Origin of the sequence: Pseudomonas sp. Irchel 3A7 (assembly GCF_900187565.1) — a bacterium.
Taxonomy (GTDB): domain Bacteria; phylum Pseudomonadota; class Gammaproteobacteria; order Pseudomonadales; family Pseudomonadaceae; genus Aquipseudomonas.
The window spans coordinates 413,510-439,748 of the sequence record NZ_FYED01000002.1; the positions used below are offsets into that span (position 1 = coordinate 413,510).

Annotated in this window: 27 protein-coding genes; 15 read left to right on the forward strand and 12 right to left on the reverse strand. The window is 60.1% G+C overall.

Annotated elements, in window-relative coordinates:
- Positions 1-272: 272 nt before the first annotated feature.
- A complete protein-coding gene (gene sstT, locus CKW21_RS04475; protein ID WP_095192889.1) occupies positions 273-1,505 on the forward strand; it encodes a serine/threonine transporter SstT in 1,233 nt (410 codons plus the stop codon).
- Between the two features lie 125 nt (positions 1,506-1,630).
- Here the strand turns inward: sstT and CKW21_RS04480 are convergent, their stop codons facing one another.
- Positions 1,631-2,140: a DUF1993 family protein gene (locus CKW21_RS04480; RefSeq protein ID WP_095192800.1), complete on the reverse strand. Its 510-nt coding sequence runs from the start codon at positions 2,138-2,140 to the stop codon at positions 1,631-1,633.
- A 139-nt stretch (positions 2,141-2,279) separates the two neighbouring features.
- Here CKW21_RS04480 and CKW21_RS04485 point away from each other — a divergent pair, with 139 nt between their 5' ends.
- Complete coding sequence (locus tag CKW21_RS04485; protein WP_095192801.1) at positions 2,280-2,924, forward strand: YceH family protein; 645 nt, start codon at positions 2,280-2,282, stop codon at positions 2,922-2,924.
- A 124-nt stretch (positions 2,925-3,048) separates the two neighbouring features.
- Here the strand turns inward: CKW21_RS04485 and CKW21_RS04490 are convergent, their stop codons facing one another.
- Together CKW21_RS04490 and CKW21_RS04495 are read right to left on the reverse strand one after the other, a co-directional pair.
- Positions 3,049-3,567 (reverse strand): cupin domain-containing protein, encoded by a 519-nt coding sequence (locus CKW21_RS04490; protein WP_095192802.1) that lies wholly within the window; start codon positions 3,565-3,567, stop codon positions 3,049-3,051.
- A gap of 201 nt (positions 3,568-3,768) precedes the next feature.
- Positions 3,769-4,587: a shikimate 5-dehydrogenase gene (locus CKW21_RS04495; protein ID WP_095192803.1), complete on the reverse strand. Its 819-nt coding sequence runs from the start codon at positions 4,585-4,587 to the stop codon at positions 3,769-3,771.
- 245 nt (positions 4,588-4,832) lie between these two features.
- On the opposite strand from CKW21_RS04495, the gene CKW21_RS04500 reads away from it, so the two are divergent.
- From CKW21_RS04500 to CKW21_RS04510, 3 genes are all read left to right on the forward strand, one after another.
- Positions 4,833-5,195 carry a hypothetical protein gene (locus CKW21_RS04500; protein WP_095192804.1) on the forward strand — a complete coding sequence of 121 codons (363 nt, stop codon included), beginning with the start codon at positions 4,833-4,835 and terminating at the stop codon, positions 5,193-5,195.
- A 315-nt stretch (positions 5,196-5,510) separates the two neighbouring features.
- The gene (locus tag CKW21_RS04505) at positions 5,511-5,705 is read left to right on the forward strand and encodes a hypothetical protein (RefSeq protein WP_034149937.1); all 195 of its coding nucleotides are present in this window, start codon (positions 5,511-5,513) and stop codon (positions 5,703-5,705) included.
- 115 nt (positions 5,706-5,820) lie between these two features.
- Positions 5,821-6,012, forward strand: coding sequence for a hypothetical protein (locus tag CKW21_RS04510; RefSeq protein WP_095192890.1), 192 nt, complete (start codon positions 5,821-5,823; stop codon positions 6,010-6,012).
- Here the strand turns inward: CKW21_RS04510 and CKW21_RS04515 are convergent.
- Positions 6,009-7,070 (reverse strand): AI-2E family transporter, encoded by a 1,062-nt coding sequence (locus CKW21_RS04515; protein ID WP_095192805.1) that lies wholly within the window; start codon positions 7,068-7,070, stop codon positions 6,009-6,011. The genes CKW21_RS04510 and CKW21_RS04515 overlap by 4 nt on opposite strands.
- Positions 7,071-7,232: 162 nt before the next feature.
- On the opposite strand from CKW21_RS04515, the gene yegQ reads away from it, so the two are divergent.
- Positions 7,233-8,558: a tRNA 5-hydroxyuridine modification protein YegQ gene (gene yegQ / locus CKW21_RS04520; protein WP_095192806.1), complete on the forward strand. Its 1,326-nt coding sequence runs from the start codon at positions 7,233-7,235 to the stop codon at positions 8,556-8,558.
- Positions 8,559-8,663: 105 nt separating this feature from the next.
- Here yegQ and CKW21_RS04525 read toward each other — a convergent pair whose 3' ends face one another.
- A complete protein-coding gene (locus CKW21_RS04525) occupies positions 8,664-9,527 on the reverse strand; it encodes a LysR family transcriptional regulator (RefSeq protein WP_095192807.1) in 864 nt (287 codons plus the stop codon).
- 98 nt (positions 9,528-9,625) lie between these two features.
- Here CKW21_RS04525 and CKW21_RS04530 point away from each other — a divergent pair, with 98 nt between their 5' ends.
- The gene (locus tag CKW21_RS04530; RefSeq protein ID WP_095192808.1) at positions 9,626-10,534 is read left to right on the forward strand and encodes a DMT family transporter; all 909 of its coding nucleotides are present in this window, start codon (positions 9,626-9,628) and stop codon (positions 10,532-10,534) included.
- Positions 10,535-10,714: 180 nt separating this feature from the next.
- Here CKW21_RS04530 and CKW21_RS04535 read toward each other — a convergent pair whose 3' ends face one another.
- Positions 10,715-11,422 carry a FadR/GntR family transcriptional regulator gene (locus CKW21_RS04535; protein WP_095192891.1) on the reverse strand — a complete coding sequence of 236 codons (708 nt, stop codon included), beginning with the start codon at positions 11,420-11,422 and terminating at the stop codon, positions 10,715-10,717.
- 281 nt (positions 11,423-11,703) lie between these two features.
- Here CKW21_RS04535 and CKW21_RS04540 point away from each other — a divergent pair, with 281 nt between their 5' ends.
- Both CKW21_RS04540 and gudD read left to right on the forward strand, forming a co-directional pair.
- Positions 11,704-13,050: an MFS transporter gene (locus CKW21_RS04540; protein ID WP_095192809.1), complete on the forward strand. Its 1,347-nt coding sequence runs from the start codon at positions 11,704-11,706 to the stop codon at positions 13,048-13,050.
- 39 nt (positions 13,051-13,089) lie between these two features.
- The gene (gene gudD, locus CKW21_RS04545) at positions 13,090-14,433 is read left to right on the forward strand and encodes a glucarate dehydratase (protein WP_095192810.1); all 1,344 of its coding nucleotides are present in this window, start codon (positions 13,090-13,092) and stop codon (positions 14,431-14,433) included.
- A 63-nt stretch (positions 14,434-14,496) separates the two neighbouring features.
- Here the strand turns inward: gudD and CKW21_RS04550 are convergent, their stop codons facing one another.
- Positions 14,497-15,375, reverse strand: a complete 879-nt coding sequence (locus CKW21_RS04550; protein ID WP_095192811.1) for a LysR family transcriptional regulator — start codon at positions 15,373-15,375, stop codon at positions 14,497-14,499.
- 221 nt (positions 15,376-15,596) lie between these two features.
- On the opposite strand from CKW21_RS04550, the gene ampC reads away from it, so the two are divergent.
- Positions 15,597-16,679 carry a class C beta-lactamase gene (gene ampC, locus CKW21_RS04555; protein WP_371917503.1) on the forward strand — a complete coding sequence of 361 codons (1,083 nt, stop codon included), beginning with the start codon at positions 15,597-15,599 and terminating at the stop codon, positions 16,677-16,679.
- 145 nt (positions 16,680-16,824) lie between these two features.
- On the opposite strand, the gene CKW21_RS04560 is transcribed toward ampC, so the two are convergent.
- On the reverse strand, positions 16,825-17,388 hold the full coding sequence (locus CKW21_RS04560; RefSeq protein ID WP_095192813.1) for a DUF4174 domain-containing protein: 564 nt from the start codon (positions 17,386-17,388) through the stop codon (positions 16,825-16,827).
- Between the two features lie 180 nt (positions 17,389-17,568).
- On the opposite strand from CKW21_RS04560, the gene CKW21_RS04565 reads away from it, so the two are divergent.
- Complete coding sequence (locus CKW21_RS04565) at positions 17,569-17,937, forward strand: VOC family protein (protein ID WP_095192814.1); 369 nt, start codon at positions 17,569-17,571, stop codon at positions 17,935-17,937.
- A 9-nt stretch (positions 17,938-17,946) separates the two neighbouring features.
- Here the strand turns inward: CKW21_RS04565 and CKW21_RS04570 are convergent, their stop codons facing one another.
- Entirely contained in the window at positions 17,947-18,732 is a 786-nt protein-coding gene (locus CKW21_RS04570) for a sulfite exporter TauE/SafE family protein (protein WP_095192815.1), read from the reverse strand.
- A gap of 219 nt (positions 18,733-18,951) precedes the next feature.
- On the reverse strand, positions 18,952-19,689 hold the full coding sequence (locus CKW21_RS04575; RefSeq protein WP_095192816.1) for a hypothetical protein: 738 nt from the start codon (positions 19,687-19,689) through the stop codon (positions 18,952-18,954).
- Between the two features lie 731 nt (positions 19,690-20,420).
- Here CKW21_RS04575 and CKW21_RS04580 point away from each other — a divergent pair.
- Entirely contained in the window at positions 20,421-21,242 is an 822-nt protein-coding gene (locus CKW21_RS04580) for an aldo/keto reductase (RefSeq protein WP_095192817.1), read from the forward strand.
- Between the two features lie 30 nt (positions 21,243-21,272).
- Complete coding sequence (locus CKW21_RS04585; RefSeq protein WP_095192818.1) at positions 21,273-21,743, forward strand: DUF1810 domain-containing protein; 471 nt, start codon at positions 21,273-21,275, stop codon at positions 21,741-21,743.
- On the opposite strand, the gene CKW21_RS04590 is transcribed toward CKW21_RS04585, so the two are convergent.
- Positions 21,708-24,068, reverse strand: a complete 2,361-nt coding sequence (locus CKW21_RS04590; RefSeq protein WP_170948627.1) for a DNA polymerase II — start codon at positions 24,066-24,068, stop codon at positions 21,708-21,710. The genes CKW21_RS04585 and CKW21_RS04590 overlap by 36 nt on opposite strands.
- A gap of 329 nt (positions 24,069-24,397) precedes the next feature.
- Here CKW21_RS04590 and CKW21_RS04595 point away from each other — a divergent pair, with 329 nt between their 5' ends.
- Entirely contained in the window at positions 24,398-24,838 is a 441-nt protein-coding gene (locus CKW21_RS04595) for a CBS domain-containing protein (RefSeq protein ID WP_008021710.1), read from the forward strand.
- A 127-nt stretch (positions 24,839-24,965) separates the two neighbouring features.
- Here CKW21_RS04595 and CKW21_RS04600 read toward each other — a convergent pair whose 3' ends face one another.
- On the reverse strand, positions 24,966-25,589 hold the full coding sequence (locus CKW21_RS04600) for a glutathione S-transferase family protein (RefSeq protein WP_095192820.1): 624 nt from the start codon (positions 25,587-25,589) through the stop codon (positions 24,966-24,968).
- 283 nt (positions 25,590-25,872) lie between these two features.
- Here CKW21_RS04600 and CKW21_RS04605 point away from each other — a divergent pair, with 283 nt between their 5' ends.
- Positions 25,873-26,238: a hypothetical protein gene (locus CKW21_RS04605; protein ID WP_095192821.1), complete on the forward strand. Its 366-nt coding sequence runs from the start codon at positions 25,873-25,875 to the stop codon at positions 26,236-26,238.
- The last annotated feature ends 1 nt before the right edge of the window (position 26,239 follow it).

The following is a 26,239-nucleotide window of genomic DNA, read 5'->3' on the forward strand; positions in this document are numbered from 1 at the left end:
GGTGGCAGATCGTCACAGGGCTGAAGGATCGGGCCCCCGCTGTGATAAAGTCCGCGCCCTTGTGGCGAGGGAGCTTGCTCCCGCTGGCCTGCACAGCAGGCCCATTTGTCGGGGCCGTTTCGCTGCCCGGCGGGAGCAAGCTCCCTCGCCACCGGAATCAGCGCCGGCATTAGCCCCGTGTTCCCTCTTTCGGTTTCCCGCCTGCGGCCTGCCCTGTTTCTTGCTGCAAACCTGCGAAACCATGCATTTATAAAAAATCAGAGATGCCGTTCATGACCGCTTCATCCCCTTCGCTATTGCAACGCCTGAAACGCACCAGCCTGGTCACACAAATCATCATTGGCTTGATCGCCGGGATTGGCCTGGCCCTGATTGCGCCTGAAGCGGCGAAGTCCACCGCCTTCATTGGCAAAGTCTTCGTGTCCGCCCTGAAGGCGGTCGCGCCGATTCTGGTGTTCGTGCTGGTCATGGCGTCGATCGCCAACCACAAGCACGGCCAGGAAACCCACATCCGGCCGATCCTGTTTCTGTATCTGCTGGGCACGTTCGCTGCCGCCGTGGTCGCGGTGGTTGCCAGCATGATGTTCCCATCGAGCCTGGTCCTCTCGACCCAAGACGTAGCCGTCACCGCACCAGGTGGCATCAGCGAAGTGCTGCAAAGCCTGTTGCTCAGCGTGGTCGACAACCCGGTCAGCGCACTGATGAACGCCAATTTTATCGGCATTCTGGCCTGGGCCATCGGCATGGGCGTCGCCATTCGCCATGCCGGTGACACCACGCGCGAGGTGCTGGGTGACTTGTCCAACGGCGTGACGGTGATTGTGCGTCTGGTGATCAGCTTTGCACCGCTGGGGATTTTCGGCCTCGTGGCCTCGACCCTCGCGACGTCCGGCTTCGGCGCCTTGATCGGTTATGCGCAACTGCTCGCCGTGTTGCTGGGCTGCATGCTGTTCGTGGCCCTGGTGATGAACCCGGTCATCGTGTTCTGGAAACTGCGCCGCAACCCGTATCCACTGGTGTTGATGTGCTTGCGGGAAAGCGGTATCACCGCGTTTTTCACCCGCAGTTCGGCGGCGAACATTCCGGTCAACCTTGAGTTGAGCAAACGTCTGGGCCTGCACGAAGACACTTACTCGGTGTCGATCCCGCTCGGCGCCACCATCAACATGGCCGGAGCGGCTATCACCATCACCGTGCTGACGTTGGCGGCGGTGCACACGCTGGGCATTGCCGTGGACATTCCAACGGCCATTCTGCTGAGCGTCGTCGCAGCCATTTGCGCCTGTGGTGCCTCGGGCGTGGCCGGTGGTTCGCTGCTGCTGATCCCGCTGGCGTGCAGCCTGTTCGGCATCCCGAGCGAAATCGCCATGCAGGTGGTGGCGGTCGGTTTCATCATCGGTGTGCTGCAGGATTCGGCGGAGACCGCGTTGAATTCTTCGACCGATGTGCTGTTCACGGCGGCGGCTTGCCTGGGTGAAGAACAAAAGACACAGCGATTGGCGTGACAGCCAACCCTGTAGGAGCGAGCTTGCTCGCGATGATCGACCAGACACCGCGGGCAATCAGACAGCTCGCGTTATCGTTGACGACCATCGCGAGCAAGCTCGCTCCTACAGGAACTCCGGGAGGTTTAGAACGCGCCCATGTAATCGCGCTTGCCCACTTCCACGCCGTTATGACGCAGCAGTGCGTAAGCCGTGGTGACGTGGAAGAAGAACTGCGGCAAGCCGTAGGTCAGCAAGTAAGCCTGGCCGGAGAAGCGCTTCTCTTTAGGCGTGCCCGGACGGGTCACGATTTCGATGCCTTCCTTGCCGTTGATCTGCTCCGGTTTGATCTCGCCGATGAACGCCAGCACCTTGGCGATCAGCGCTTGCAGTTCGGCGAAGGTGGTTTCGGTGTCGTCGTATTTCGGCAATTCGATCTCGGCCAGACGCGCGGATACACCTTTGCTGAAATCAACCGCGATCTGCACCTGGCGCACCAACGGGAACATATCCGGGTACAGGCGAGCTTGCAGGAAGGCGTTCGGATCGATGTTCTTGGCGGCGGCATGGGCCTCGGCCTTTTTCAGCACGTCGCTCAGGGCGTTGAGCATTTGCTGGAAAACAGGAACGGAAGCGTCGTACAGGGAAATGGTCATGGCAGTCTCATGTGATGACAGGAGGGAAACGTCGGCCGATTATAGCCATGCCCGCCCCTCCTGCGGCTTGTCTTTTATCCTGCAAGGATTAGGCTAGGCGGCTTCGATGGCATGCTTCGACTGCATAGGGAAAAGCGCGATGAGCACTGAACAACAACAGACCTTCGACGAACCGCGCCTCAACAGCACGGAAATCCGCATTCTGGGTTCGTTGATCGAGAAACAGGCCACCAGCCCGGAAACCTATCCGCTGACCCTCAATGCGCTGGTAATTGCCTGCAATCAGAAAACCAGTCGCGAACCGGTGATGAACCTGACCCAGGGTCAGGTCGGCCAGAGCCTGCGCGCGCTTGAAGGACGCGGCTTCACCAAACTGGTGATGGGCAGCCGCGCCGATCGCTGGGAGCATAAGGTCGACAAGGCCCTGGAGCTGGTGCCAGCGCAGGTGATTCTGATGGGGTTGCTGTACCTGCGCGGCCCGCAAACCGTCAATGAACTGCTGACCCGCAGCGGGCGCATGCATGATTTCGAAGACAGCGAGCAGGTCGTGCATCAGCTTGAACGGTTGATTGCCCGGGGGCTGGCGCTGCTGATTCCACGCCAGGCCGGACAGCGGGAAGACCGCTATATGCATGCCATGGGTGATCCGGCGGATATCGAGGCGATTCTGGCCGCGCGGCAGAACCCGGTTGAGCGCAGTGGCGGCGGTGTTTCGGTCGAGCGGATCGAAGAGCTGGAAGCGCGGATTGCGGCGTTGGAAGAGCGGTTGGCACGGTTGGAATAGCGACACGATCCAACTGTGGGAGCGAGCCTGCTCGCGAACGCGGAGTATCAGACACCATTAATGTGACTGACAGACCGCTTTCGCGAGCAGGCTCGCTCCCACAGTGGCTTGGAAGTCGCTGTTACTATTCCCCCTCCCAATAATCCACCCCATCCCCCTGCCGGGCCACGGCGACGAATCCCGAGGCATTGCCCTCGGCGTCGACCTTGAAGTCATCCATCACCACATACTTTCCGGAATCCGGGTATTCGCAGATGTCCGGTGATTGCTGGGTGCTGACCGCCAGGTAACGCAGTTCGCCGTTACTGGTATTGATGATCTGATGCGCCCTTTCCGGACCACCCGCCGGGCAGGCAATCACGTCACCGGCGCGGATCGCAAAGCGCTCGGAGCCAAGACGCACCTCCCCTTCCCCGGCCACGACGTAGAACATTTCCTCATTGACCCGGTGGCTGTGAAACGGGCTGCCGCGCATGCCGGGCTCCAGCGCATACAAGCGATAACCGAGCTTCTGTGCGCCCAGTTGCTGACCGATGCGCGCAATGCGTTGTTGATAGCGACCGGCGGTTTCTCCGGTCGGGGCAAATTCTTCGGGCAGTGGTTCTAACTCGACCTGATCCAGATTGAGAATCGCGGGGTGCATGGGAACCTCGGTCACGGTGATTGTTGTTGGAGGGCAAGTCTTTGCTTGCTGGCCAGCAGTATAAGCCGAGGAGCACCTGCGAGACCGAGTCGCCGCTTTCGCGAGCAGGCTCGTTCCCACAGGTTATGTGAGCGCCACAAATCCCTGTGGGAGCGAGCCTGCTCGCGAAGCCGTCAGTCAGGTCGGCAAATAACCTGAAGATCACCCCCGCGCAAACGCCACCGCCGCCCGAAACTGCTCCTCCGTCGGCCGCACGCCGGTGTACAACACAAACTGCTCCAGCGCCTGGATCGCAATCACTTCCAGCCCGGTAATCACCTGCTTACCCTCGGCACGTCCCCGCACGATGAGCGGGGTTTCCGAAGGAATCGCCACCACATCGAAGACAATACCCGCAGCTTTGATGACATCTGCCTCGAACGCCAGTTGACCCGCCTCCGGCCCGCCATCCATGCCGACCGGAGTGACATTGACCAGCATTTGCGGACGCCGCGAGCCCAGCTCGGCTTGCCATGGGTAGTCCAGGGATTCGGCCAGGGCACGGCCGGCGCGCTCGTTCCGGGCCACGATCAAGCCGTTCTTGTAGCCACCGTCGCGCAAGGCACTGGCAACGGCCTTGGCCATGCCGCCGCTGCCGCGCAGGGCAAACGTGGTGTCCTTGGGCACCGCGTGGGTGTCCAGCAACCGGGCAATGGCGATGTAATCGGTGTTGTAGGCCTTGAGGTGGCCGTTGGTGTTGACGATGGTGTTGATCGACTGGATGGCGGCGGCCGAGGCGTCCAGCTCATCGACCAGGGCTATGCAGGCTTCCTTGAATGGCATGGACACGCCGCAGCCGCGAATACCCAAGGCGCGAATGCCGCCCACCGCCCCCGGCAAGTCCTGACTGCTGAACGCCTTGTAATAAAAATTCAGCCCCAATTGCTCATACAGATGATTGTGAAATCGCAGGCCAAAGTTCCCGGGGCGCCCGGAGAGGGACATGCACAGCTGGGTGTCTTTGTTCGGGTTCATCTGCATGCGGATCTCCTTGCAATACACTTTCGGATGGACGGAAACAGCCGGCCGACCTGTTCTGTTTGATCATGATTCCATGCCTGCACACGGCCTCGTTCGACCGTCAGCAAGCCGGTACAGACCTTACACAAAATTTACCCAACGGCTGTGCTGATTCTCAAAAAAAAGCTGTCTTAGAAGTATCCCCGCGACAATCCTTGGGCCTATTGCAGACACAAGCGCCGGGGGCGATGAACCGAGGAACTATCATGATCCGTAAAATCCCCACAGTTGCCTTGCTGATTGGTGCTCTGGCTATCACAGGGCAAGCGCAAGCCCATGGTGGTGGCAATGACGCGGCGGTATTCGGGGCGATTGTGGGTACGGCCATCGTCGGCTCCGCCCTGATCAACGCCAACCGGCCGGTGTATGTCGCGCCACAACCGGTCTATGCCCCACCCCCTCCTGTTTACTACGCACCGCCTCCTCCGGTTTATTACCAGCCGGCGCCGGTGTACGTGCAACAACCGATCTACTACCGTCCGGCACCGGTCTACTATGGACCACCCCGTGGTTATTACGGCCCGCCACGCGGCTACTACGGCCCTCCCCGCGGCTATGGCCGCTGGTGACAGACGCATCATGGCCCCGCCTTTGTAGGAGCGAGCTTGCTCGCGATGGTCCCGAGAGCGCCGCGTACACCCGCCATGCACGCGTTATCGTTCACATCCATCGCGAGCAGAGCTCGCTCCTACAGATGTCAGCCGTTCGTCGGCCCGCGTCTGGATAAATCTCGTCAGTGTCGTTATCGGGACAGCATCGGCTGTTCAAGCGGGCAAGATTGACTCGCCCCTGCCATTGGGGAAACAGTCATATTTATGTCATGTCAGCACCGCAAGCTTGAACCTGTCCGCCAACAACAGGTTGATAACAACAAGGACGCCCTCATGCCCACGCAGAACCCGCACCGCATTGTCGGTCTATGCACCTCCAGCAAGGTGTACAACGCCCTGACCGAACTCAAGCACCTGGAAGGTCATCGCAGCGCCAAGTTTCTCTCGCTGCTGACGCAAAACCTGGTGCGCAAAGGTCTGCTCAACGAGCAGGAAGTGGTCCATATGCTCGATCAGGTGGTCGACTGAGCGACAGACGGCCAGTTGGCCTCAACGACATCAATGACCACTATCGAAAACGGTGATTGTCGGAAAAATCGGCCGCCCCGTAAGGTAGCTCCATAGATTGATGGAGGTACTTATGATGTCTCAGGTTCAGATCATGTCCGTAATCGGCAGCGCCGTCCCCGCATCCCTCAGGGAATCGGGCCTGCTTGCCTGCTGGTATCTGGTACTGGACGGCGAACCGATCAGCGGCCCGCTCACTTCACTACCCGCCGCCCAGGCGATGTCGCAGCGCGTCAGCGCGGGCCAGACAGGCAAACTCAACGCCTAAGGCAGCTGAACCCGCGGTCTGGTTTCAAGGAAAATGTCCCAGCTCGACATGAACAACGCGGCAATCAATGGTCCGATGACAAATCCGTTGAGCCCGAAAACCGCCAGGCCGCCGAGGGTCGAGATCAGGATCAGGTAGTCCGGCATCTTCGTATCCTTGCCCACCAGTATCGGGCGCAGCACGTTATCCACCAGCCCGATCACGAACACCCCGAACAGCCCCAGCACCACCCCCTGCCAGATCGCCCCCGTAAACAGGAAAAATGCCGCCACGGGCGCCCAGACAATCCCTGCGCCCACCGCCGGCAACAGCGACAAAAATGCCATCAACACCGCCCAGAGCAATACGCTGGGGATGTCCAGAAACCAGAAAATCAAACCGCCCAATGCGCCCTGCGTGATCGCCACCAGCAGGTTGCCTTTTACCGTGGCCCTGACCACGCGATTGAACTTGAGCTGCAAACGACGCTTCTGCTGTTCTTCCAGCGGCACCGCCGCGCGCACCTGGCGTGCGAGTTCCGCGCCGTCGCGCAGAAAAAAGAACAACAGGTAGAGCATGATGAAAAAACTGATGATGAACTCGAAGGTTCCCTGGCCGAAACTGAAAGCCTGGCTCGCCAACACTTGCCCCCCTGCCACCGCGCTCTTGATGATTTTCTCCCGCATCCCCTCCAACCCACCCAGGCCGAAGCGATCCATCAAATGCTGGAAGTAAGGCGGCAGACTGTGCTTGAACTGCGCCACATAACCGGCGATGTCCAGCTCGCCGCTTTCAATGCTTTTGTAAACCGCTGCGCCCTCCTGAACCAGAAAGAAACTGAGGACAATCACCGGCAGAATCGCAATCACCAGACAGATGCTCAGGGTGAGCAATGACGTGATGTTGCGTTCCCAGGCGAATTTCAATTGCAGTCGACGCTGCAGGGGCGCAAAGAGGATGCCGAGGATCACCGCCCAGAACACCGCGCCGTAAAACGGCAGCAGAATCCAGACAAAAGCGATGCTCACCACACCCAGCAGAACCGTCAGGGATTTGTCTTGCAGTTTTTCTTCGTTCATGTCCGATCCATGCCAGTGCGCCGGGACGCAGAATTGCGTCCTGATGCTTAGGCCGCCACGGCTCGCGCGAGTGCCATCCGTTTGTTCATCAAGCATAGATCCAGATCAATAAACCCTCGGGACAAGGTGTTTACCCTCGACGACTTTTGCGATCGACCCGCCATGAAGCTCATTGCCCCCGAACTGCTCGCCCCTGCCGGCACCCTGAAAAACATGCGCTATGCCTTCGCCTACGGTGCCGATGCCGTGTACGCCGGCCAACCGCGCTACAGCTTGCGAGTGCGCAACAACGAATTCGACCATGCCACCCTGGCTCTTGGCATTGACGAGGCACAGGCTCAGGGCAAGCGCTTTTATGTGGTGGTGAACATCGCGCCGCACAACGCCAAGCTCAAGACCTTCCTCAAAGACCTGGCGCCCGTCATCGCCATGGCGCCCGATGCCCTGATCATGTCCGACCCCGGCCTGATCATGCTGGTGCGTCGACACTACCCGCAGATGCCGATTCACCTCTCGGTGCAAGCCAACACGGTGAACTGGGCGAGCGTCGAGTTCTGGCAGCAGCAGGGTTTGAGCCGGATCATCCTGTCGCGGGAACTGTCCCTGGAAGAAATTGGCGAAATCCGCCAACAAGTCCCGGCGATGGAGCTGGAGGTGTTCGTCCATGGCGCGCTGTGCATGGCCTACTCCGGCCGCTGCCTGTTGTCGGGCTACATCAACAAACGCGATGCCAATCAGGGCAGTTGCACCAATGCCTGCCGCTGGAAGTATTCGGCGCAGGAAGCCACGGAAAATCAGCTCGGCGAAATCGTCCAGCACTGCCAGCCGGAACCGACCCTGGGTCTCGGCGCGCCCACCGAGCAAGTTTTCCTGTTGCAAGAAGCCAATCGTCCGGGCGAACTGATGCCGGCCTTCGAAGACGAGCACGGTACCTACATCATGAACGCCAAGGACCTGCGCGCCGTGCAGCATGTCGAGCGCCTGACCCGGATGGGCGTGCACTCCTTGAAAATCGAGGGGCGGACCAAATCACACTTTTATTGCGCACGAACCACGCAGGTCTATCGCCGTGCGATCGATGACGCAGTGGCCGGCCGCGCGTTTGACCGCAGCCTCATGACCGACCTGGAATCCCTCGCCCAGCGCGGCTACACCGAAGGCTTCCTGCGGCGGCATGTGCATGACGAGTACCAGAACTACCAGAACGGCAGCTCGGTATCGGAACGGCAACAGTTTGTCGGCGAACTGACCGGCGAACGGCGGGAACGGTTGGCCGAGGTGAAGGTGAAAAACCGCTTCGCCCTGGGCGATCACATGGAACTGATGACGCCTAAAGGCAACTTCCACTTCGATCTGCATCAACTGCAAAACGCCAAAGGTGAGCCCATCGACGTGGCGCCGGGGGATGGGCATACGGTGTATCTGCCGATTCCGGATGCGGTGGATCTGCGGTTTGGGTTGTTGATGCGGGATGTGAACGCAACTTAACAATCCCTGTGGGAGCGAGCCTGCTCGCGAAGCCTGACTTCCAGCCAACATCATTGTTGAATGTTAAATCGCTTTCGCGAGCAGGCTCGCTCCCACAGAAAAAAGCTACGCGAACTCCTCACGCAACATCGCCACAAACGCTTCCCGCGCCGGGTGCACCCCGGCGTTTTCATGCCAGTAGAACAGGTTGTCGATAGCGGTCAGCTCAGGGAATTCGTACCCCACGCAACCCGCGCCCCTGGCGTACTGATCGAACACGCCCTTGGGCACCAGCGCCACCCCCGCCCCGGCGCTGACGCAGCCGACAATCGCGCCGTAACTGGCCAGGCTGACAATCGGCAGTGCCTGCCCCTGGCGTAACAGCCAATGCTCCAGCGCCGCCCGATACGGACACCCCTGGGGCCACATGAACACGGTCTTGTCGTGCAAATCCGCCATATCGCGCACCGGCCCGAGTGATGTCGAGGCAATCAGCAGCAGGTCTTCGCGGTACATCGGCGTGCGCTTGAGGTGCGAGCGCTCGACATCCACCGCAACGATGGCGCCGTCGAGGCGATGGCTCAGGGTGTCATCCAGCAACTGGCCCCAGGTACCGGTGGTCAACTCCAGCGCCACCGCCGGGAAACGCTTATGGAATTTCGCCAGCAAGCGCGGCAAGCGACCGGTGGCCGAAGACTCGATGGCGCCGATGCGCAACGGCCCGGACGGTTCGGCTGACGGGTCCACCGCGCGTTTGGCTTCCGCAGTCAGGGCCAGAATTTTCGAGGCATAGGCCAGAAAAGTCTGCCCCGACGGGCTGATGCGCAGCCCGCGACCCTCACGCAGAAACAGCGCGACGCCCAACTCCGCTTCCAGCGCCTTGATGCGCGCCGTGATGTTCGAAGGCACGCAATGCAGCAACTCGGCGGCACGGGCGATGCTGCCCACCTCGGCCACGGTCTTGAACATTCGAATCTGGGCCAGCTCCATATACATCACTCAAAGTGAATGGTTTACGCAGTATAAGTCAGTTGTGGCGAACGATTCGAGTTCTGATACTCAACGCACCTGCCTCTCGGTGCACGACCATGAATCTACTCACGCCCTCCTCCGGTTCTCCCTTGAAAATCATCCTGGCCATGGCCTTCGTGGTGGCCTGCTGGGGTTATTCTCCGACCGGTATCCACATCGGCTTGCAAACCTACGACCCGGTGCACCTGGCGTTGCTGCGCTTTTTGCTGGCATCGCTGTTCATGGCCGTGGTCGCGGTGTTCAGGGGTATTCGTCTGCCGAAACTGCGCGATGTGCCCCTGCTGATGGCGTTGGGTTTCTTTGCGGTAAGCCTGCATCACGTGGCGATCAATTTCGGCCAGCAGGGCGTCAGCGCCGGTGCATCGAGTGTGCTGGCACAGTCGACGCCCCTGTTCAGTACGTTGCTGGCGCGCTTCGTGTTCAAGGATCGGGTGAGCCTGTGGCGCTGGGGCTGCGTGATCCTGGGATTGATCGGTGTGGTGATTGTGGTGGCAGGCGACCGTGGCCTGGGCAGTATCGATGTCCACGGCTTGTTGATCCTGTTGGCGGCGTTGTCCTGGAGTCTTTACTTCGCCCTGCAAAAGCATCACACCGGGCGTTACGACGGGTTGACGCTGGTGTGCTACACGGTCTGGTCCGGCACGGCGCTGCTGTTGATTTTCTTGCCCGGGCTGGCGGATCAAGTGGCCAACGCCCCCCTGCGCGTGCAGTTTGCGGTCGCTGCCCTGGGGATTTTCCCGAGTGCCCTGGCGTACCTGGCCTGGGCTTATGTGCTGGCGCATGTGGACCTGAGCCGGGCGACGATGACGTTGTATCTGGTGCCGCCGACGGCGATGGCGATGGCGTCCGTGGGGCTGGGTGAACGACCGACATTGATGGTGGCGGTGGGTGCGGTGGTGGTGTTGATCAGTGTGCTGGCGTTGAATCTGGAACGCAGGCCAGCGGTGCAGGTGGTTCGTGTCTGATCATTGTTTTGTGTTGAGGCATCTGGCCTCTTCGCGGGCAAGCCACGCTCCCACAGGTTTTGTGTCAGACCAGAATTATGTGTCCGACACAATCCTGTGGGAGCGGGCTTGCCCGCGAAGAGGCCGACACATTCAACATTGGTGCAGCCTGACACACCGCCATCGCGAGCAAGCTCGCTCCTACAGCGAAAACCGGTCCCGGCTGTTGGTCAGATGCAGCCACATCGCCGCCCGCGCCGCGTCCGGGTCCTGGCGCTTGATGGCGTTGAGGATCGCCTCGTGTTCGAGGTTGGCCAGTTGCCCGAGCTTGCTCAAATCCACTGCGCCGCGCTCCGCCGCATTGACCCGGGTGCGCGGAATCATGGCGCTGCCCAGGTGTTGCATGATCTCGGTGAAGCACAGATTGCCGGTGGCTTCGGCAATCAGCAGATGAAAGCGCCGGTCGGCTTCGACGCAACTGTCGTTGTTGGCCAGCAGGCTTTGATAGTCGTCCAGCGCTTGGCGCATCTGCGCCACGTGTTGATCGGTCCGACGGACCGCGGCCAGCGCTGCCGCCTGGGTTTCCAGGCCCATGCGAAGCTCCAGGATGCTGCGTACCCCCAGCGCCGTATCGACATTCAACCGTAGCCCCTGCTCCGGTGCCCGCTCCAGCACAAAGGTGCCGATGCCATGACGGGTCTCCACCAGCCCGGAGGCCTGCAATTTGGAGATCGCCTCGCGCACCACGGTGCGGCTCACCCCGTGTTCCTGAACGATCGAGTTCTCCGACGGCAGCTTGTCGCCAGGCGACATCTGCCCGAGCAAGATGCTCTGGGTCAACTTGTCCACCAGGTCGTGGGCCAGATTGTGACTGCGCTTGCGGGCAGGTGCGTCGAGGTTTTCTTGCATGGCGATCATCCAAAGGCAGAGCTATCGGAATCGTAGCACTGCGCTCGTCCGGAATCTCAAGAAAACAGCGCATACTTGTATGACAACACTCAACAAATTCCGCAAAAACACCTAAATCTTAGGTGATGAAAAACCACAAACAGCATAACAAACCTGCAAATTATGGCGATTGTGTTGGACAAAGACGGTTGCAGATCGAAAAAATCTAGTTGTATGATGTCTATCAACAACGCAACACCTTGTCACACCCCGCATAAAAATAACGAGTGGGAGAAAACGCAGTGAATACATCCATCTCAGGGATAGACAATGGCGCTGATTCGGCGCTGAAGTCCGCTATCTCGAAAGTCAAACGCCACGTCTTGCCGCTGTTCGTCATCATGTTCATCGTCAACTACATCGACCGCGTGAACATCGGCTTCGTCCGCGCCCACATGGAACACGACCTGGGCATCGGCGCTGCCGCCTACGGCCTTGGTGCCGGCCTGTTCTTCATCGGCTACGCGCTGTTCGAAGTGCCCTCCAACATCCTTCTGCAAAAAGTCGGTGCACGCATCTGGCTGACCCGCATCATGCTGACCTGGGGCCTGGTGGCGGCGGGCATGGCGTTCATCCAGAACGAAACCCACTTCTACATCCTGCGATTTCTGCTGGGTGTAGCCGAAGCCGGCTTCTTTCCCGGGGTGATCTACTACTTCACCCGCTGGCTGCCCGGGGTGGAGCGCGGCAAGGCGATTGCGATTTTCCTCAGCGGCTCGGCGATTGCCTCGCTGATCTCCGGCCCCTTGTCCGGCCTGCTTCTGCAAATCAGCGGCCTGGGCATGCACGGCTGGCAATGGATGTACTTCATCGAGGGCATGTTCTCGGTGGGCTTGTGCGCCTTCGTCTGGTTCTGGCTGGACTCCAAACCCCACGACGCCAAATGGCTGACCCGCGACGAGCAGGACGCACTGGTCAAGGCCATCGACGACGAACAGCTTGCTCGCGAAGCGGCGACGCCGATCAAGCCGTCACTGGGCACATTGCTCAAGGACCGGCAGATCATCCTGTTCTGCGTGATCTACTTCTTCATCCAGCTGACCATCTACGCCGCGACCTTCTGGCTGCCGAGCATCATCAAGAAGATGGGCGACCTGAGCGACTTCCAGGTCGGGATGTTCAACTCGATTCCATGGCTGCTGTCGATTGTCGGCATGTATACCTTCGCTTCGCTGTCGGCCAGGTGGAAGCACCAGCAAGCCTGGGTCGCCGTCGCCCTGCTGATCGCCGCTGCCGGGATGTTCATGTCCACCACAGGCGGGCCGATTTTCGCCTTCGTGGCAATCTGCTTTGCCGCGCTGGGTTTCAAATCGGCGTCATCGCTGTTCTGGCCGATTCCCCAGGCTTATCTGGATGCACGCATCGCCGCGGGCGTCATCGCGCTGATCAACTCGGTGGGCAACCTTGGCGGCTTCGTCGCGCCGACCACTTTCGGCCTGCTCGAAGAACGCACCGGCTCCATTCAGGGCGGGCTGTATGGTTTGGCCGCCACCTCGATCATCGCTGCGATCATCGTCTTCGCCGCCCGCAACAAACCCAAGGCCGCCTCCGCCATTGCACCGGGCAAACCAGCGAGCCATCACGCCTGAAGCATCACGCCTGAACACAAGTTCTCAAAGGATAAGAAAATGACCGCACAAGAAGCCGCCAAAGCCCCGATCATCACCAGCATGCAGGTTGTTCCAGTGGCCGGCCACGATGGCATGCTGCTCAACCTGAGCGGCGCCCACGGCCCGTTTTTCACCCGCAACATCGTGATCCTCAAGGACAACGCCGGCCACACCGGCGTCGGCGAAGTACCGGGCGGCGAACGCATTCGCCAGACCCTCGAAGACGCCCGCAGCCTGGTGGTCGGCAGCCCGATCGGCACCTATCAGAAGATACTCAACCAGGTGCGCCAGACCTTCGCCGACCGCGATGCCGGCGGACGCGGTTTGCAGACCTTCGACCTGCGCATCACCATTCACGCCGTCACCGGCCTAGAAGCCGCGCTGCTCGATTTGCTCGGCCAGCATCTGGACGTGCCAGTGGCCGCCCTGCTCGGTGAAGGTCAGCAACGTAATGAAGTGAAGATGCTCGGTTATCTGTTTTATGTCGGTGATCGCAACGAAACGGATCTGGCCTACCGCAGCGAACCGGACGCCGACAACGACTGGTTCCGCGTGCGTCACGAAAAAGCCATGACCACCGACGCCGTGGTGCGCCTCGCCGAAGCCGCCCATGCGCGGTATGGCTTCAAGGACTTCAAGCTCAAGGGTGGTGTGCTCAGTGGCGATGCCGAAATCGAAGCAGTCACCGCCCTGGTGGAACGTTTTCCCGATGCGCGCATCACCCTGGATCCGAATGGTGCATGGTCGCTGAAAGAAGCGATCCGGTTGTGTCGGGACCAGCATCACGTACTGGCCTACGCCGAAGACCCCTGCGGCGCGGAACACGGTTATTCGGGCCGCGAAGTCATGGCTGAGTTCCGCCGTGCCACCGGCCTGAAAACCGCCACCAACATGATCGCCACTGACTGGCGGGAAATGGGCCACGCGATCCAGTTGCAATCGGTGGACATCCCATTGGCCGATCCGCACTTCTGGACGATGCAGGGTTCGGTGCGGGTCGCGCAGATGTGCCACGAGTGGGGCCTGACCTGGGGATCGCATTCCAATAACCACTTCGACATTTCCCTGGCGATGTTCACCCACGTCGCGGCCGCCGCACCGGGTGAAATCACCGCCATCGACACCCACTGGATCTGGCAGGACGGCCAGCGCCTGACCAAGGCTCCGCTGCAAATCGTCGACGGCTGCGTGCAAGTGCCACAAAAGCCGGGATTGGGAGTCGAGTTGGATATGGACCAACTGGCCAAGGCCCATGAGCTGTACAAAGGCATGGGACTGGGTGCACGGGATGACAGCGTGGCCATGCAGTTTCTGATTCCGGGGTGGACGTTCGATAACAAGCGGCCGTGCCTGGTGCGCTAAGGACGGGATCACTGAACATCCCTGTGGGAGCGAACCTGCTCGCTCCCACAGGTGTTGAGTCAGTTAATTCATCTGTACCGTTTGCAGCAGCCATTCGCGAAATACCGTCATCGCCGACGTTTCCGGTCGCGACTGCAAACGGGTCAGCCAGTAGCTACCGGTGGTGATATGAATCGGGAAAGGCTGCTCGATCATATTTGCCGCCAATTGCCGCGAAAACATCAACGGCGGCGCCAGCGCCACACCTGCACCTTGCAAAGCAGCCTCCATCATCGCCAGTGACGAGTCGAAGACAATGCTCCTCGGCGAAGGGCCCAGCGTCGAAAGCCCGGCAGCCTGAAACCACTCGGGCCACTCGTCCGTGCGGTACGAGCGCAACAGCGTCTGCCGCAAAAGATCGTTCGGCGATTTCATTTGCCGGGCAATCCCGGGCACGCACAACACCGACAGCGGCGCCTCGATCACCCGCACCGCTTCAATGCCATGCCACGCTCCCGCGCCAAAACGAATGGCGTAATCCAGCCCCTCGGCGGCGACATCCACCCGATTGTTATGGGTCGACAGGCGCAAATCCATAAACGGATGTTTCGCCTGGAAGTCCGCCAGTCGCGGCAACAACCAACCCACCGCAAAGGTCCCCACCGCCCCGACCGTCAACACCTCGCGAAAATGCCCGCCTTCAAAACATTCCAGCGTTTCGGCGATGCGGTCGAAGCACTCGCGCAACACCGGCAACAGGGTTTCCCCTTCGCGGGTCAGCATCAGCCCGCGGGGCAAGCGTTTGAACAGGGTCACGCCCAATTGAGATTCAAGACCTTTGACCTGATGACTCACTGCCGCCTGCGTGACGCACAACTCCACCGCCGCCCGGGTAAAACTCAAGTGCCGCGCCGAAGCCTCGAAGGCGCGCAGTGCGTTAAGCGGTAATTGCGGCCGGATCATGCCAACTCCCAAATTTTTCTAATGGCTCATGCAAAATATCATCGGTTGTCCAATCTTGGCAGACTGCATAGATTTGCTTCGCTCATCTGCGACCCGAATCGCAAAGCCGTTCGACCAACACCCTGAATACTCATGGAAGTGACTCAGTCATGCCTGATAAATACCTGAACAAATTCACACGCTACGGCGCCCTGGCCCTGCTCCTCGGTGCCAGCCAGTGCATGGCTGACGACCGCATCAAGGTCATCGTCGACGCCGCCATCCAACCGGTAATGCAACAACAGAAGATCCCCGGCGTGGCGATTGCCATCACCCTCAACGGCCAGGCGCATTACTTTAATTACGGTATAGCGTCGAAGGAAAACGACAAGGCTGTCTCCGAAAACACCCTGTTTGAAATCGGCTCGGTGAGCAAAACCTTCACCGCCACCCTCGCCGCCTACGCCGTGGCCAGCGGCAAACTGTCGTTATCCGACAAGGCCAGCAACGTTCTGCCGCAACTGCGGGGCAGCGCGTTCGATGACATCAGCGTGCTGCAACTGGGCACCTACACACCCGGTGGCCTGCCCCTGCAATTTCCGGATTCGGCCGATGCGCCAGACAAGATGCTCGACTATTTCAAACAGTGGAAACCGGCGTATGCCGCCGGCACCCATCGACAATATTCAAACCCGAGCCTGGGGCTGTTCGGCTATTTGGCGGCGAAAAGCATGGGTGCGCCATTTGACGACGTGATGGAAAAAACCCTGCTGCCGAAACTCGGGTTGAAGCACACCTTCCTCAAGGTGCCCCAAGATCAAACGGGACTTTACGCCCAGGGCTATAACAAGGATGACCAACCTGTACGGGTCGGGCCGGGAGCACTGGACTCCGAGGCATACGGGGTGAAGACCAGCGCGGCAGACATGCTTCGCTATGTCGAAGCGAACATGAAACCGGCGACGCTGGAAAAACCATTGCAGCAAGCAATCGCGATCACCCACAGCGGTTACTACACCGTCGGCGACATGACCCAGGGCCTGGGCTGGGAGGCCTACCACTATCCGGTCACCCTCGAAAAGCTGCTCGCCGGCAACTCGACGCCAATGGCCATGGAAGCCCACACCGTCCAGTGGCTGAACCCACCCCAGCCATCAACGGACAATGTGCTGTTCAATAAAACCGGCTCGACAGGCGGGTTCGGTGCTTATGTGGCTTATGTGCCGTCGAAAGACATCGGCATCGTGATATTGGCCAACAAGAACTATCCAAACCCGGAACGGATCAAAATCGCTCATTCGATATTGACAGCGCTGGGCAAGTAATCTGAAACCCCTCACCGGTGGGAGCGATCCTGCTCGCGAAGAGGCCGACATTGATGTTGCCTGACACACCGCTTTCGTCGAAACGCCGCTTGGAGGCGGCTCGTTCCCACAGGTAAATCATACGCCAAAACGTTGATGCGTCGATTCAATCATCCGGCTGCTCAGGCGGCTTGGCGGGCTTCGCCGGTTTTGCGGGTTTTGCATTCTTGGCGCCCTTGGCCGGGGCTGCCTCGGCGGCCACCGGTGGCGGGGCCGGTGGAGCCGCTTCCTGCTCGGCCACCGGCAGGGCGTCAACAGTTTCGAAGATTTTTTTCAGGTCGACCGACTTCGATTCCTCCCCCGAGCTTTCGAGTTTCTTCTCGCCGTCCTTGCCCACCAGAATCACTTTCGGCAACGCCCCGGCACCGAGTTTCAACGCGCGGATCAGCGCCATGGTGTCCTGTTGGCCAAGGTCTTTGCCATCAAGTTGACCGGACATGTTCAACACGCTGTACACCCTGATGTTGCGCTGGGCGACCCCCTGCTTGTTGGCCGGATCTTCCAGGGATTTCTTCAGGTTCACCCAGACAGGATCAACGGTGCTGCGCGTGATCACGATCAACGGCCGGGCCCTGCCCTTGTCTATATCCAGAGGTGAATCGCCATCGGCGGCGAACAAGGGGCTGGCAACAGCCAGCAGGGTAGCCAGGGTCAGTGACCTGATGAGCATGCGCATCTCCTTTTGATATCCACGCTCTAATGATTGCGCATTGCGGCGTTCGTTCCGGTGACGCTTCGCAAATGTGTTCGGCCTTGCCCCAAGCTTAGGTCAGGGCGGTCATTGCGCAACAGGCTGGGCTAATCTGAAAACATCAAAGAGCGCTGGCTGAACCGCCGTGAGGACCCTCATATGAGCGCGCAGTTGAACCACACCATCGTCTGGTGCCGCGACAAACACCGGTCGGCACATTTTCTGGTCGAACTCCTCGGCCTGCCCGCTCCGGAACCGTTCGGGCCGATGCTGATCGTCAGGCTTGATAACCATGTGTCACTGGACTTCTACGACAACGATCCGCCGATCGCCTCGCAGCATTACGCGTTTTTGCTCGCTGACGACGACTTCGACCGCTCGTTCGCGCGACTGCAGGCACGCGGGCAGTCGTGGTGGGCCGATCCGGGCAAGCGGCGGCCGAAGGAGGTCAATGATTATGCGGGTGGGCGGCGGGTGTATTTCGATGACCCGGATGGGCATCTGCTGGAAATCTTCACCCGCGAATGATGCTGGCAATCAGAACGCCAGTTTGTAACCGATCAATACCAACATCGTGGCCAGGCAAGGACGCAACAACTCATCGGAGATGCGCCCGGTCAGGTGGCTGCCCAGGTAAATCCCCGGCAGCGAACCGACCAGCAAGTAACCCAGCACCTGCCAATCCATATTACCCATGCTCGCATGGCCAAGACCGGCGACCAGGGTCAGGGGCACGGCGTGGGCGATTTCCGTGCCCACCAGGCGGCGGGTCGGCAACAGCGGATAAAGAATGAACAACGCCACGGTGCCCAATGCGCCGGCGCCGATGGACGTCAGCGCGACCATGGTGCCCAGGACTAGACCGGTGATCACCGTCAACACATTGAGGCGCTTCCCGCTTGGCGTGTAATTACCGCCAGCACGTTTGTGGGCGAAATCGAGCAGGCGCTTCTTGAACAGGATCGCCAGCGCCGTGGCAAACAGCACGAAGCCCAGAGCCTGTTTGATGATCGCGTTCATCGCATCGGGCGCTTCGTTCAGACTGCTCAGGAACCACAACGTCAACGCCACGGCCGGCACGCTGCCGAGGGTCAGCCAGCCGGTAATCGACCAGTCGATGTTGTTGTTCTTTTTGTGGACCAGCACGCCGCTGGACTTGGTGATGGCCGCGTACAACAGATCGGTGCCGACCGCCGTTGCCGGATTGATGCCAAAACCCAGCAGGATAGGCGTCATCAACGACCCGCCACCCACGCCCGTCATGCCGACGATGAAGCCGACGACCAGCCCGGCGACAACCAACCCGATGTTCACTAAATCCATTGATACGCCCACATAGACCGCAGGGAAATTTCAGGCCCGCAGCATAGCGATTTTTCTTATAACCACTTATATCGATGCGATCTATCTTTATGCATTTCGTCCATTTTGCTCTATGTGGGAGCGAGCCTGCTCGCGAAGAGGGAGTGTCAGGCAATACATGAAGCGCCTGACACAACGCCTTCGCGAGCAGGCTCGCTCCCACAGGGATTTATGGGGGATTCACTGGACTGGAAGGAAATTCAGAAAAAGCAAACTTTGAGCGTAATTGAGGCCGATCCGCCGATAGCGTTCATCCAGCATCTGGGTCAACAGGTCCAGCCGCGCGACGATCTTGCCGAACTCCACGGCAAAACTCAGGTTGCTGCCCTCCTCCGAGATTTCGTTGGAGAACAACATGGGCTGGCCATCCTTGTTCTGCCGCTGACTCAGGATCCAGGTGGCGATTTCGATGTTGCGCGCGGCGTTGCTGACGAACGTCGGGTTGATCGCGTCCGTCATGTAGAACTCCAGGCGATTGCCGTGGGCGGTGACCAGCATGCTGCCGATGGCATAGATGAACGCACCGACCCGGTCGCCGAGAAACTCCGGGCTCATGGCAAAGCGCAACGCCGCCAGATCTTTTTTACCGCCCAGGGTGGGTAGCGGCTGTTGCTGTTCGATGGCCATGCGTACTTGCTTGCCGGCGGTGCGGGCGTCGAGGAAACCCGACTTTTTCAACTCATCGGGGTTGCGCAGGTAGAGCTTGCTCATCAGCAGATAGAGGCTGTCGAGGTTGTCACGCATCGTCAGAGTGGCCATGCGGTCGACGCTGGTCTGCAGAAACTCCTGGGGTTTGCCTTCGCGCAACTGGGTGAACACATCGTTGCCGGGCTGATGGCTGCAACCACCGGCACAGAGCAGCAACAGACCGGCCAACAGGCGAAATCGACAAAGGTTGAAGGGCAACACTCGAACCATAAGGGATTGGGACTGACACATTCCTGTGCGGCGGGATTCGCTGCAACGGCTATGGATAGAGCCGGTCAGTTCGAAAAAGTGCAGTGCCGGGAGGGATCAATCGATCATCGGCAGGGAAAAATCAGTTGAGCGTCGTGTTTGAGGGATTGTTACAGCAGCCAGGAAAGGGTCGGCCGCGAGGTCGCTTTCGCGAGCAGGCTCGCTCCCACAGGGGATCCGGGTATATCTGCAAGAAATTGGTCGGCTGCAAGGCAGCCATCCCGGGCAAGCAAAGCAGAGCAAGAGCAAACCACAAACACCGCTCCGCTCTTCACCACTCATCAGGCCGAGCGTTAGCTCGCCTTAAGCTCTTGATCTTGATCCACCCGCCCCTTCGGAAGGCTGAGTGGAGGTGTTCATCCGGGGATTGGCGCGAAGCGCCGTTCGACGCAGTCGAACCCATTGCATGCAGGTGCAGCGAAGCCAACCGGAGGGCAATGCCCCCGGATGAATGCCGGAGCGAAGGAACCCCGAGCCCCAGCGAGGGGCCGGAGGCTGGGGCAAAGCCTTTTGGTTCCTTTTTGGCGTCTGAAAAAGGGACTCGCCGTAAGGGCGAAACCGCCAGCCGCCGTTACCGCAAAAATGGATATACACACAATCCAACAGCAGCCTGGTCGGCCCAGAGGCCGCCAAGATGGAACCCGAGGGACTATCCTGATGCCAACCGGAGTAATGATCATAAGGAATCAAACATGCGCACAGAACAACTGGCCGGCACCGAAGTGCCAGCCATCGGCCAAGGCACCTGGCAAATGGGCGAAGACAAATCCCGATACAAAGAGGAAGTCGCCGCCCTGCGCCAAGGCATCGAACTGGGCATGACCCTGATCGACACCGCCGAAATGTACGCCGAGGGCGGCGCCGAGCAAGTCGTCGCCCAAGCCATCGCCGGCCAGCGCGACAAGGTCTTCCTGGTCAGCAAGGTCTACCCACACAACGCCAGCCGCCAAGGCATTCCCCAGGCCTGCGAACGCAGCCTGAAGCGGCTAGGCACCGATCACATCGACCTGTACCTGCTGCACTGGCGTGGCCAGTACCCTCTGGAAGAAACCGTCGAAGCCTTCGAACGCCTGCGCGAATCCGGCAAAATCGGCCGCTGGGGCGTGTCGAATTTCGACGTCGATGATCTGCTGGAACTGAACACCCCGACCTGCGCCACCAATCAGGTGCTCTACAACCTGGAGGACCGCGGGATAGAATTTGATTTACTGCCCTGGTGCCAGCAGCGCACGATGCCCGTCATGGCCTACTGTCCGATCGGTCAGGGTGGGCAGATGCTGGCCAATGCCACGCTCAGGCAGGTGGCTGCTCGTCATGGCGTCACGCCTGCGCAAGTGTCGCTGGCCTGGCTGCTGCGCCAGAAAGGGGTAATCGCCATCCCCAAGGCAGTCCACCCCGAGCATGTGCGACTCAACGCCCAGGCTGCCGGGCTGCAACTTGAAGCCGGGGATCTGGAGGCGCTGGACCAAGCGTTTCACGCGCCCAAACGCAAGCAGCGGTTGGCCATGGTCTGAGCCACCCCGAGAGTGTCAGAGGGCTTCGCCATGAGAAGCACCGATCAGAAGGACACCTTCAACCTGCAACGCTTTATCCAGGCGCAAGACCCGGTGTTCGACCGGGTCCAGGCCGAACTGAACGCCGGCCACAAACGCAGCCACTGGATGTGGTTCATCTTTCCGCAGCTTGCCGGGCTGGGTGACAGCGAAATGTCCCGACGCTTCGCGATTCGCTCCCGAGAGGAGGCTCAGGCCTATCTGGACCATCCCTTGCTGGGAACCAGGCTGCGCAGTTGCACCCATGACGTACTGAACATCCAGCAGCGCTCGGTCGCGGCGATTTTCGGCCATCCGGACGACCTGAAGTTTCACTCATCGATGACCCTGTTCGCTCAGGTCGCGCCCAAAGACAGTCCGTTTCATCAAGCCTTGAACCAGTACTTCCACGGCATCCTGGATGACTGGACGTTGTCGCTGCTGGACTCAAAACAGGCCCAGTTGCCCCCCAATCAGGGTTGAGAAATCGTCGTCGACGAACGGCAGGATCGCGTCCGCGACCGGTTGCAGCTGTTTGGTGATGTAGTGGTCGTAATCGATGGGCGCGCTGCGGATCTCCAGCGGCTCGGGGCCGGCGACGGTAATCACGTAGCTGATCCAGCCACCGTTCTGGTATTGCCGCGGGCGGCCCTGGTGGTCGTTGTACTCGTCGGCGATGCGCGCCGCCCGCACATGGGGCGGGACGTTGCGCTGGTAGTCATCGAGCGTACGCCGCAGGCGCTTGCGGTAGATCAGGCGGTCGTCGTACTCGCCGGCGAGGGTCTTGGCTACATATTCGCGCACATAATCTTGATAAGGCTTTCGCTGGAAGATCCGCAGGTACAGCTCCTGCTGGAATTGCCGGGCCAGCGGCGACCAGTCGGTACGCACGGTTTCCAGGCCTTTGTAGACCATCTCGTCAGTGCCGTCGGCGCGCGTGACCAACCCCGCGTAACGCTTCTTGCTGCCCTCCTCCGCACCGCGAATGGTCGGCATCAGGAACCGTTTGTAGTGGGTTTCGTACTGCAACTCCAGGGCGCTCTCCAGGCCATAGGCTTGGCGCACGTGCTCGCGCCACCAGCGGTTGACGTGATCCACCAATGCGCGCCCGATCTGCGCCGCTTCCTGTTGGCCGTGGGCGCGACGCAACCAGACGAAGGTCGAGTCGGTGTCGCCATAGATCACCGTGTGGCCCTGGGCTTCGATCAACTGGCGGGTGCGCAACATGATCTCGTGGCCACGCAAGGTTATGGACGATGCCAGTCGCGTATCGAAGAAGCGGCAACCGCTGGAGCCGAGCACGCCGTAGAACGCGTTCATGATGATCTTCAGCGCCTGGGACAATGGCGCATTGTGCTCGCGCTTGGCGGTTTCCCGGCCCTCGGCGACCCGGGCGACGATGGCGGGCAGGCAATGCCGGGTACGGGAAAACCGTGCCCCACGAAAACCCGGTACCGAGTCGGCGTCATCGGGATGCCTGAGCCCTTCGATCAGGCCCACCGGGTCGATGAGGAAAGTTCGGATGATCGAGGGATAAAGGCTTTTGTAGTCGAACACCAGCACCGATTCATACAACCCCGGTTGCGAGTCCATGACGAACCCGCCGGGGCTGGCTTGCGCAGGTTTGCCGCCGAGGTTCGGCGCCACGAAGCCCTGACGGTGCATCAACGGCATGTACAGGTGAGTGAAGGCCGCCACCGAACCGCCCATGCGATCGGCCGGCAACCCGGTGACACTGGCCCGTTCCAGTAGAAACGTCAGCAGCTCGGTCTTGGCGAAGATCCGCGTGACCAGTTCGCAGTCCTTGAGGTTGTACTTGGCCAGCGCTGGCTTGTCCGCGGCGAACATGCGGTTGATTTCGTCCATGCGCTGGTACGGATTATCAATCGACTTGCCTTCGCCGAGCAGGGTTTGCGCGACGTTTTCCAGGCTGAATGACGGGAAGCTCCAGGTTGCCGAACGCAGGGCTTCGATGCCGTCGATGATCAGCCGGCCGGCGGCGGAGGCGAAGTAGTGATTGCCGTTACCGTGTTCGCGCCACTGCATTTCCTCGCCGCCGCGCCCCAGTTTCAGCGGCACCCCCAGTTGCCGGGCGTGTTTGTGCAGCACCCGCAGGTCGAACTGCACGACGTTCCAGCCGATGATGGCGTCGGGATCATGCCGGGCGAACCAGTCGTTCAGCCTCTTGAGCAACAGGGTACGCGATTCGCAGTATTCGAGCTGGAAATCCACCGCGCTGTCGTCGCCATTGGCCGGGCCGAGCATGTACACCTGACGCTCGCCACAGCCCTCCAGGGCGATGGAATACAAATCGCCTTGGGCGGTGGTTTCGATGTCCAGGGACACCAGCTTGAGACTCGGCCGGTAGTCGGGGTCGGGTTTCATCTGCGCGTCGAGCAGCCGGTCATAGGCCCCCGGCGCACCGCTAAAACGGACGGGTGCGGTGATGAAGCGCTCCATCAGGTAGCGTTCCGGCGGGCGCACATCGGCTTCGTACACTTCGACGCCGGCCCGGCGTAGCGCGGTTTCCAGGCGCATCAACTGACCGTGCTGCCGGCAATACAGACCCAGCACCGGACGGTGTTCGAAATCCTGCAGGGCCAGGGGCTTGAGCTCGACGTTCTTTTCGTCGCGCAACAGCACCTCGGCCTGCTCGCGCTGGCTGGCCGGAATAAACGCCACCGACGGCTGATGAGGCAGGCGGATGCGCCGGGGACCGTTATCGGTCGCCAGCCAGAACTCGACTTCCGTACCCGCCGGGGTATCGCGCCAATGCCGGGTCAGGACGAAGCCCTGGGGTAAATCCACCACTGCAAACCTCGGATTTGATTCAGGGGGTAATTCTACGCGTCATTGAAGACAGATGCGGTCCCTGTGGCGAGGGAGCTTGCTCCCGCTCGGCTGCGCAGCAGTCGTAAAATGGCTTTTCGCAGTGTGCCTGACACACCGTGTCAGCAGGTTTTGGGCCTGCTCCGCAGGCCAGCGGGAGCAAGCGCCCTCGCCACAGATCAGGAGAACTTCGTAAGAAAAAACCGTTGAATGACGTTTTTTGCGTGTTATCTGCCGCTTTCGCCCTTGCCCTGAAGGCCCGGGTCTACGATTCTTCAAGGACAACGACAACACCCCGGGACACCGCCATGAAAACCGTCGCGCAACTGCTCAAGTTGAAAGATCAGAAAAACCAGGAAGTGCACCAGATCAAACCTGATCACATGGTGCTGGAAGCGCTGATGAAGATGGCTGAAAAGAACGTCGGCGCCTTGCTGGTGGTGGACAATGATGAGGTGCTGGGCATCATCAGTGAACGGGACTATGCGCGCAAACTGGTGCTGCATGGGCGTTCTTCGGTGGGTACCCCGGTGCGCGACATCATGGTGTCGCCGGTGATCACCGTGGACACTCACCAAACCGTCGATACCTGCCTTGGCATCATGTCCGACAAGCGCCTGCGCCACCTGCCGGTGGTGGAAAACGGCAAGTTGATCGGCTTGCTGTCGATCGGCGACCTGGTCAAGGAAGCAATCGCCGAACAGGCTGAACTGATTCGCCAGTTGGAGCAGTACATTCGCGGCGAATAGCTCAGCTACGCGAAAATCCCCCTGTGGGAGCGAGCCTGCTCGCGAAAGCGGAGCATCAGTCAATGCATGTGGCGACTGACATTGCGCCTTCGCGAGCAGGCTCGCTCCCACATTTGTTTTGTGGCGATCAGGCGGGCCAGTGCCGGGCGAAGACCGGGGCCAGCGTGGGATGCCGGTCGATTCGCTCCAGCCAGGCGAAAAATCCCGGTCGGGCGCGACGCAGATATTCCCGGCTCCCCGCCCACCGCGTGATCACCGCCGCCAGCACGTCCAGCGCTCCCGGCGTCTCGTCCCCCAGATACAGCTCACCGGAAAACTGGTCGGCAAACACTTCCCAACTCCAGTGCAGGCGCTGACGGGCACCGGTCATGAGGTTGTGCCGCGACGCCTCGTCTGCCTCGGCCAGCCAGCGCTCGGGGTAATCGATGATGCCGATGGCCGCGTAACAATTACTGACGATGAACGCCAGTCCGCGAATGGCCTGGTCGCGGTCGGCGGGGTCGTCCGGCAACAACTTCGATTGAGGAAACGTCAGCCCGAGATGGATCAGGATCGCCGCGCTCTCGGTGAGGATGCTGCCGTCGGGCAATTGCAGCGTCGGGATCTGCTTGAGCGGGTTGAGTTTCTCCAGCGCCTGGGCAGCCTGTGCAGATGACTCGACATCGATGAAGCGGTAGGGGATTTCACACAGTTCCAGTGCCGCCTCTATCGCCGCCGCGCCCGAGTTCTGATGGCCGTAGAGTTGATACATACACACCTCCTGGTTGACGGGATCAGCGCCAATTATCCAGTGTAGAAGCCGCCACCTGTGGGAGCGAGCCGGCTCCGGGCGGTGTTCCGACGAAGAGGAACTGACATTCAACAGTGATGTCGACTGACACGACCTCTTCGCGAGCAGGCTCGCTCCCACAGGGGATCAGCGAACCAACCATTGACTGCGTCAATAGTCACCATTAACTCAATGAAGTTCTCTTAAAAACTGTGCGGCGTAACATCTGCTCCATACCAACCAAATACCCCCGGAGCACACGATCATGAAACGCCAAACCATTCTCAGCATCGCTTTTTCGATCTTCGCAGTGAACGCTTTCGCCGCGACCTCTGCTCAACCTGTAGTCGCTGAAGGCGGCTCGGATCGTCTGATCGAAAGCCGTGTGGCTGAAGGTGGTTCGGATCGTCTGATCCAGAATCGTGTGGCTGAAGGTGGCGCTGATCGCCTGCTCGAAAAACGCGCTGTGGCTGCCGATGGTTCGGATCGTTTGAAAGGCAACACCGTAGCCGCCGATGGTTCTGACCGCCTGAAAGGCAACACCATCGCTGCCGATGGTTCTGACCGCCTGAAAGGCAACACCATCGCCGCTGATGGTTCCGATCGCCTGAAAGGCAACACCGTCGCCTAAA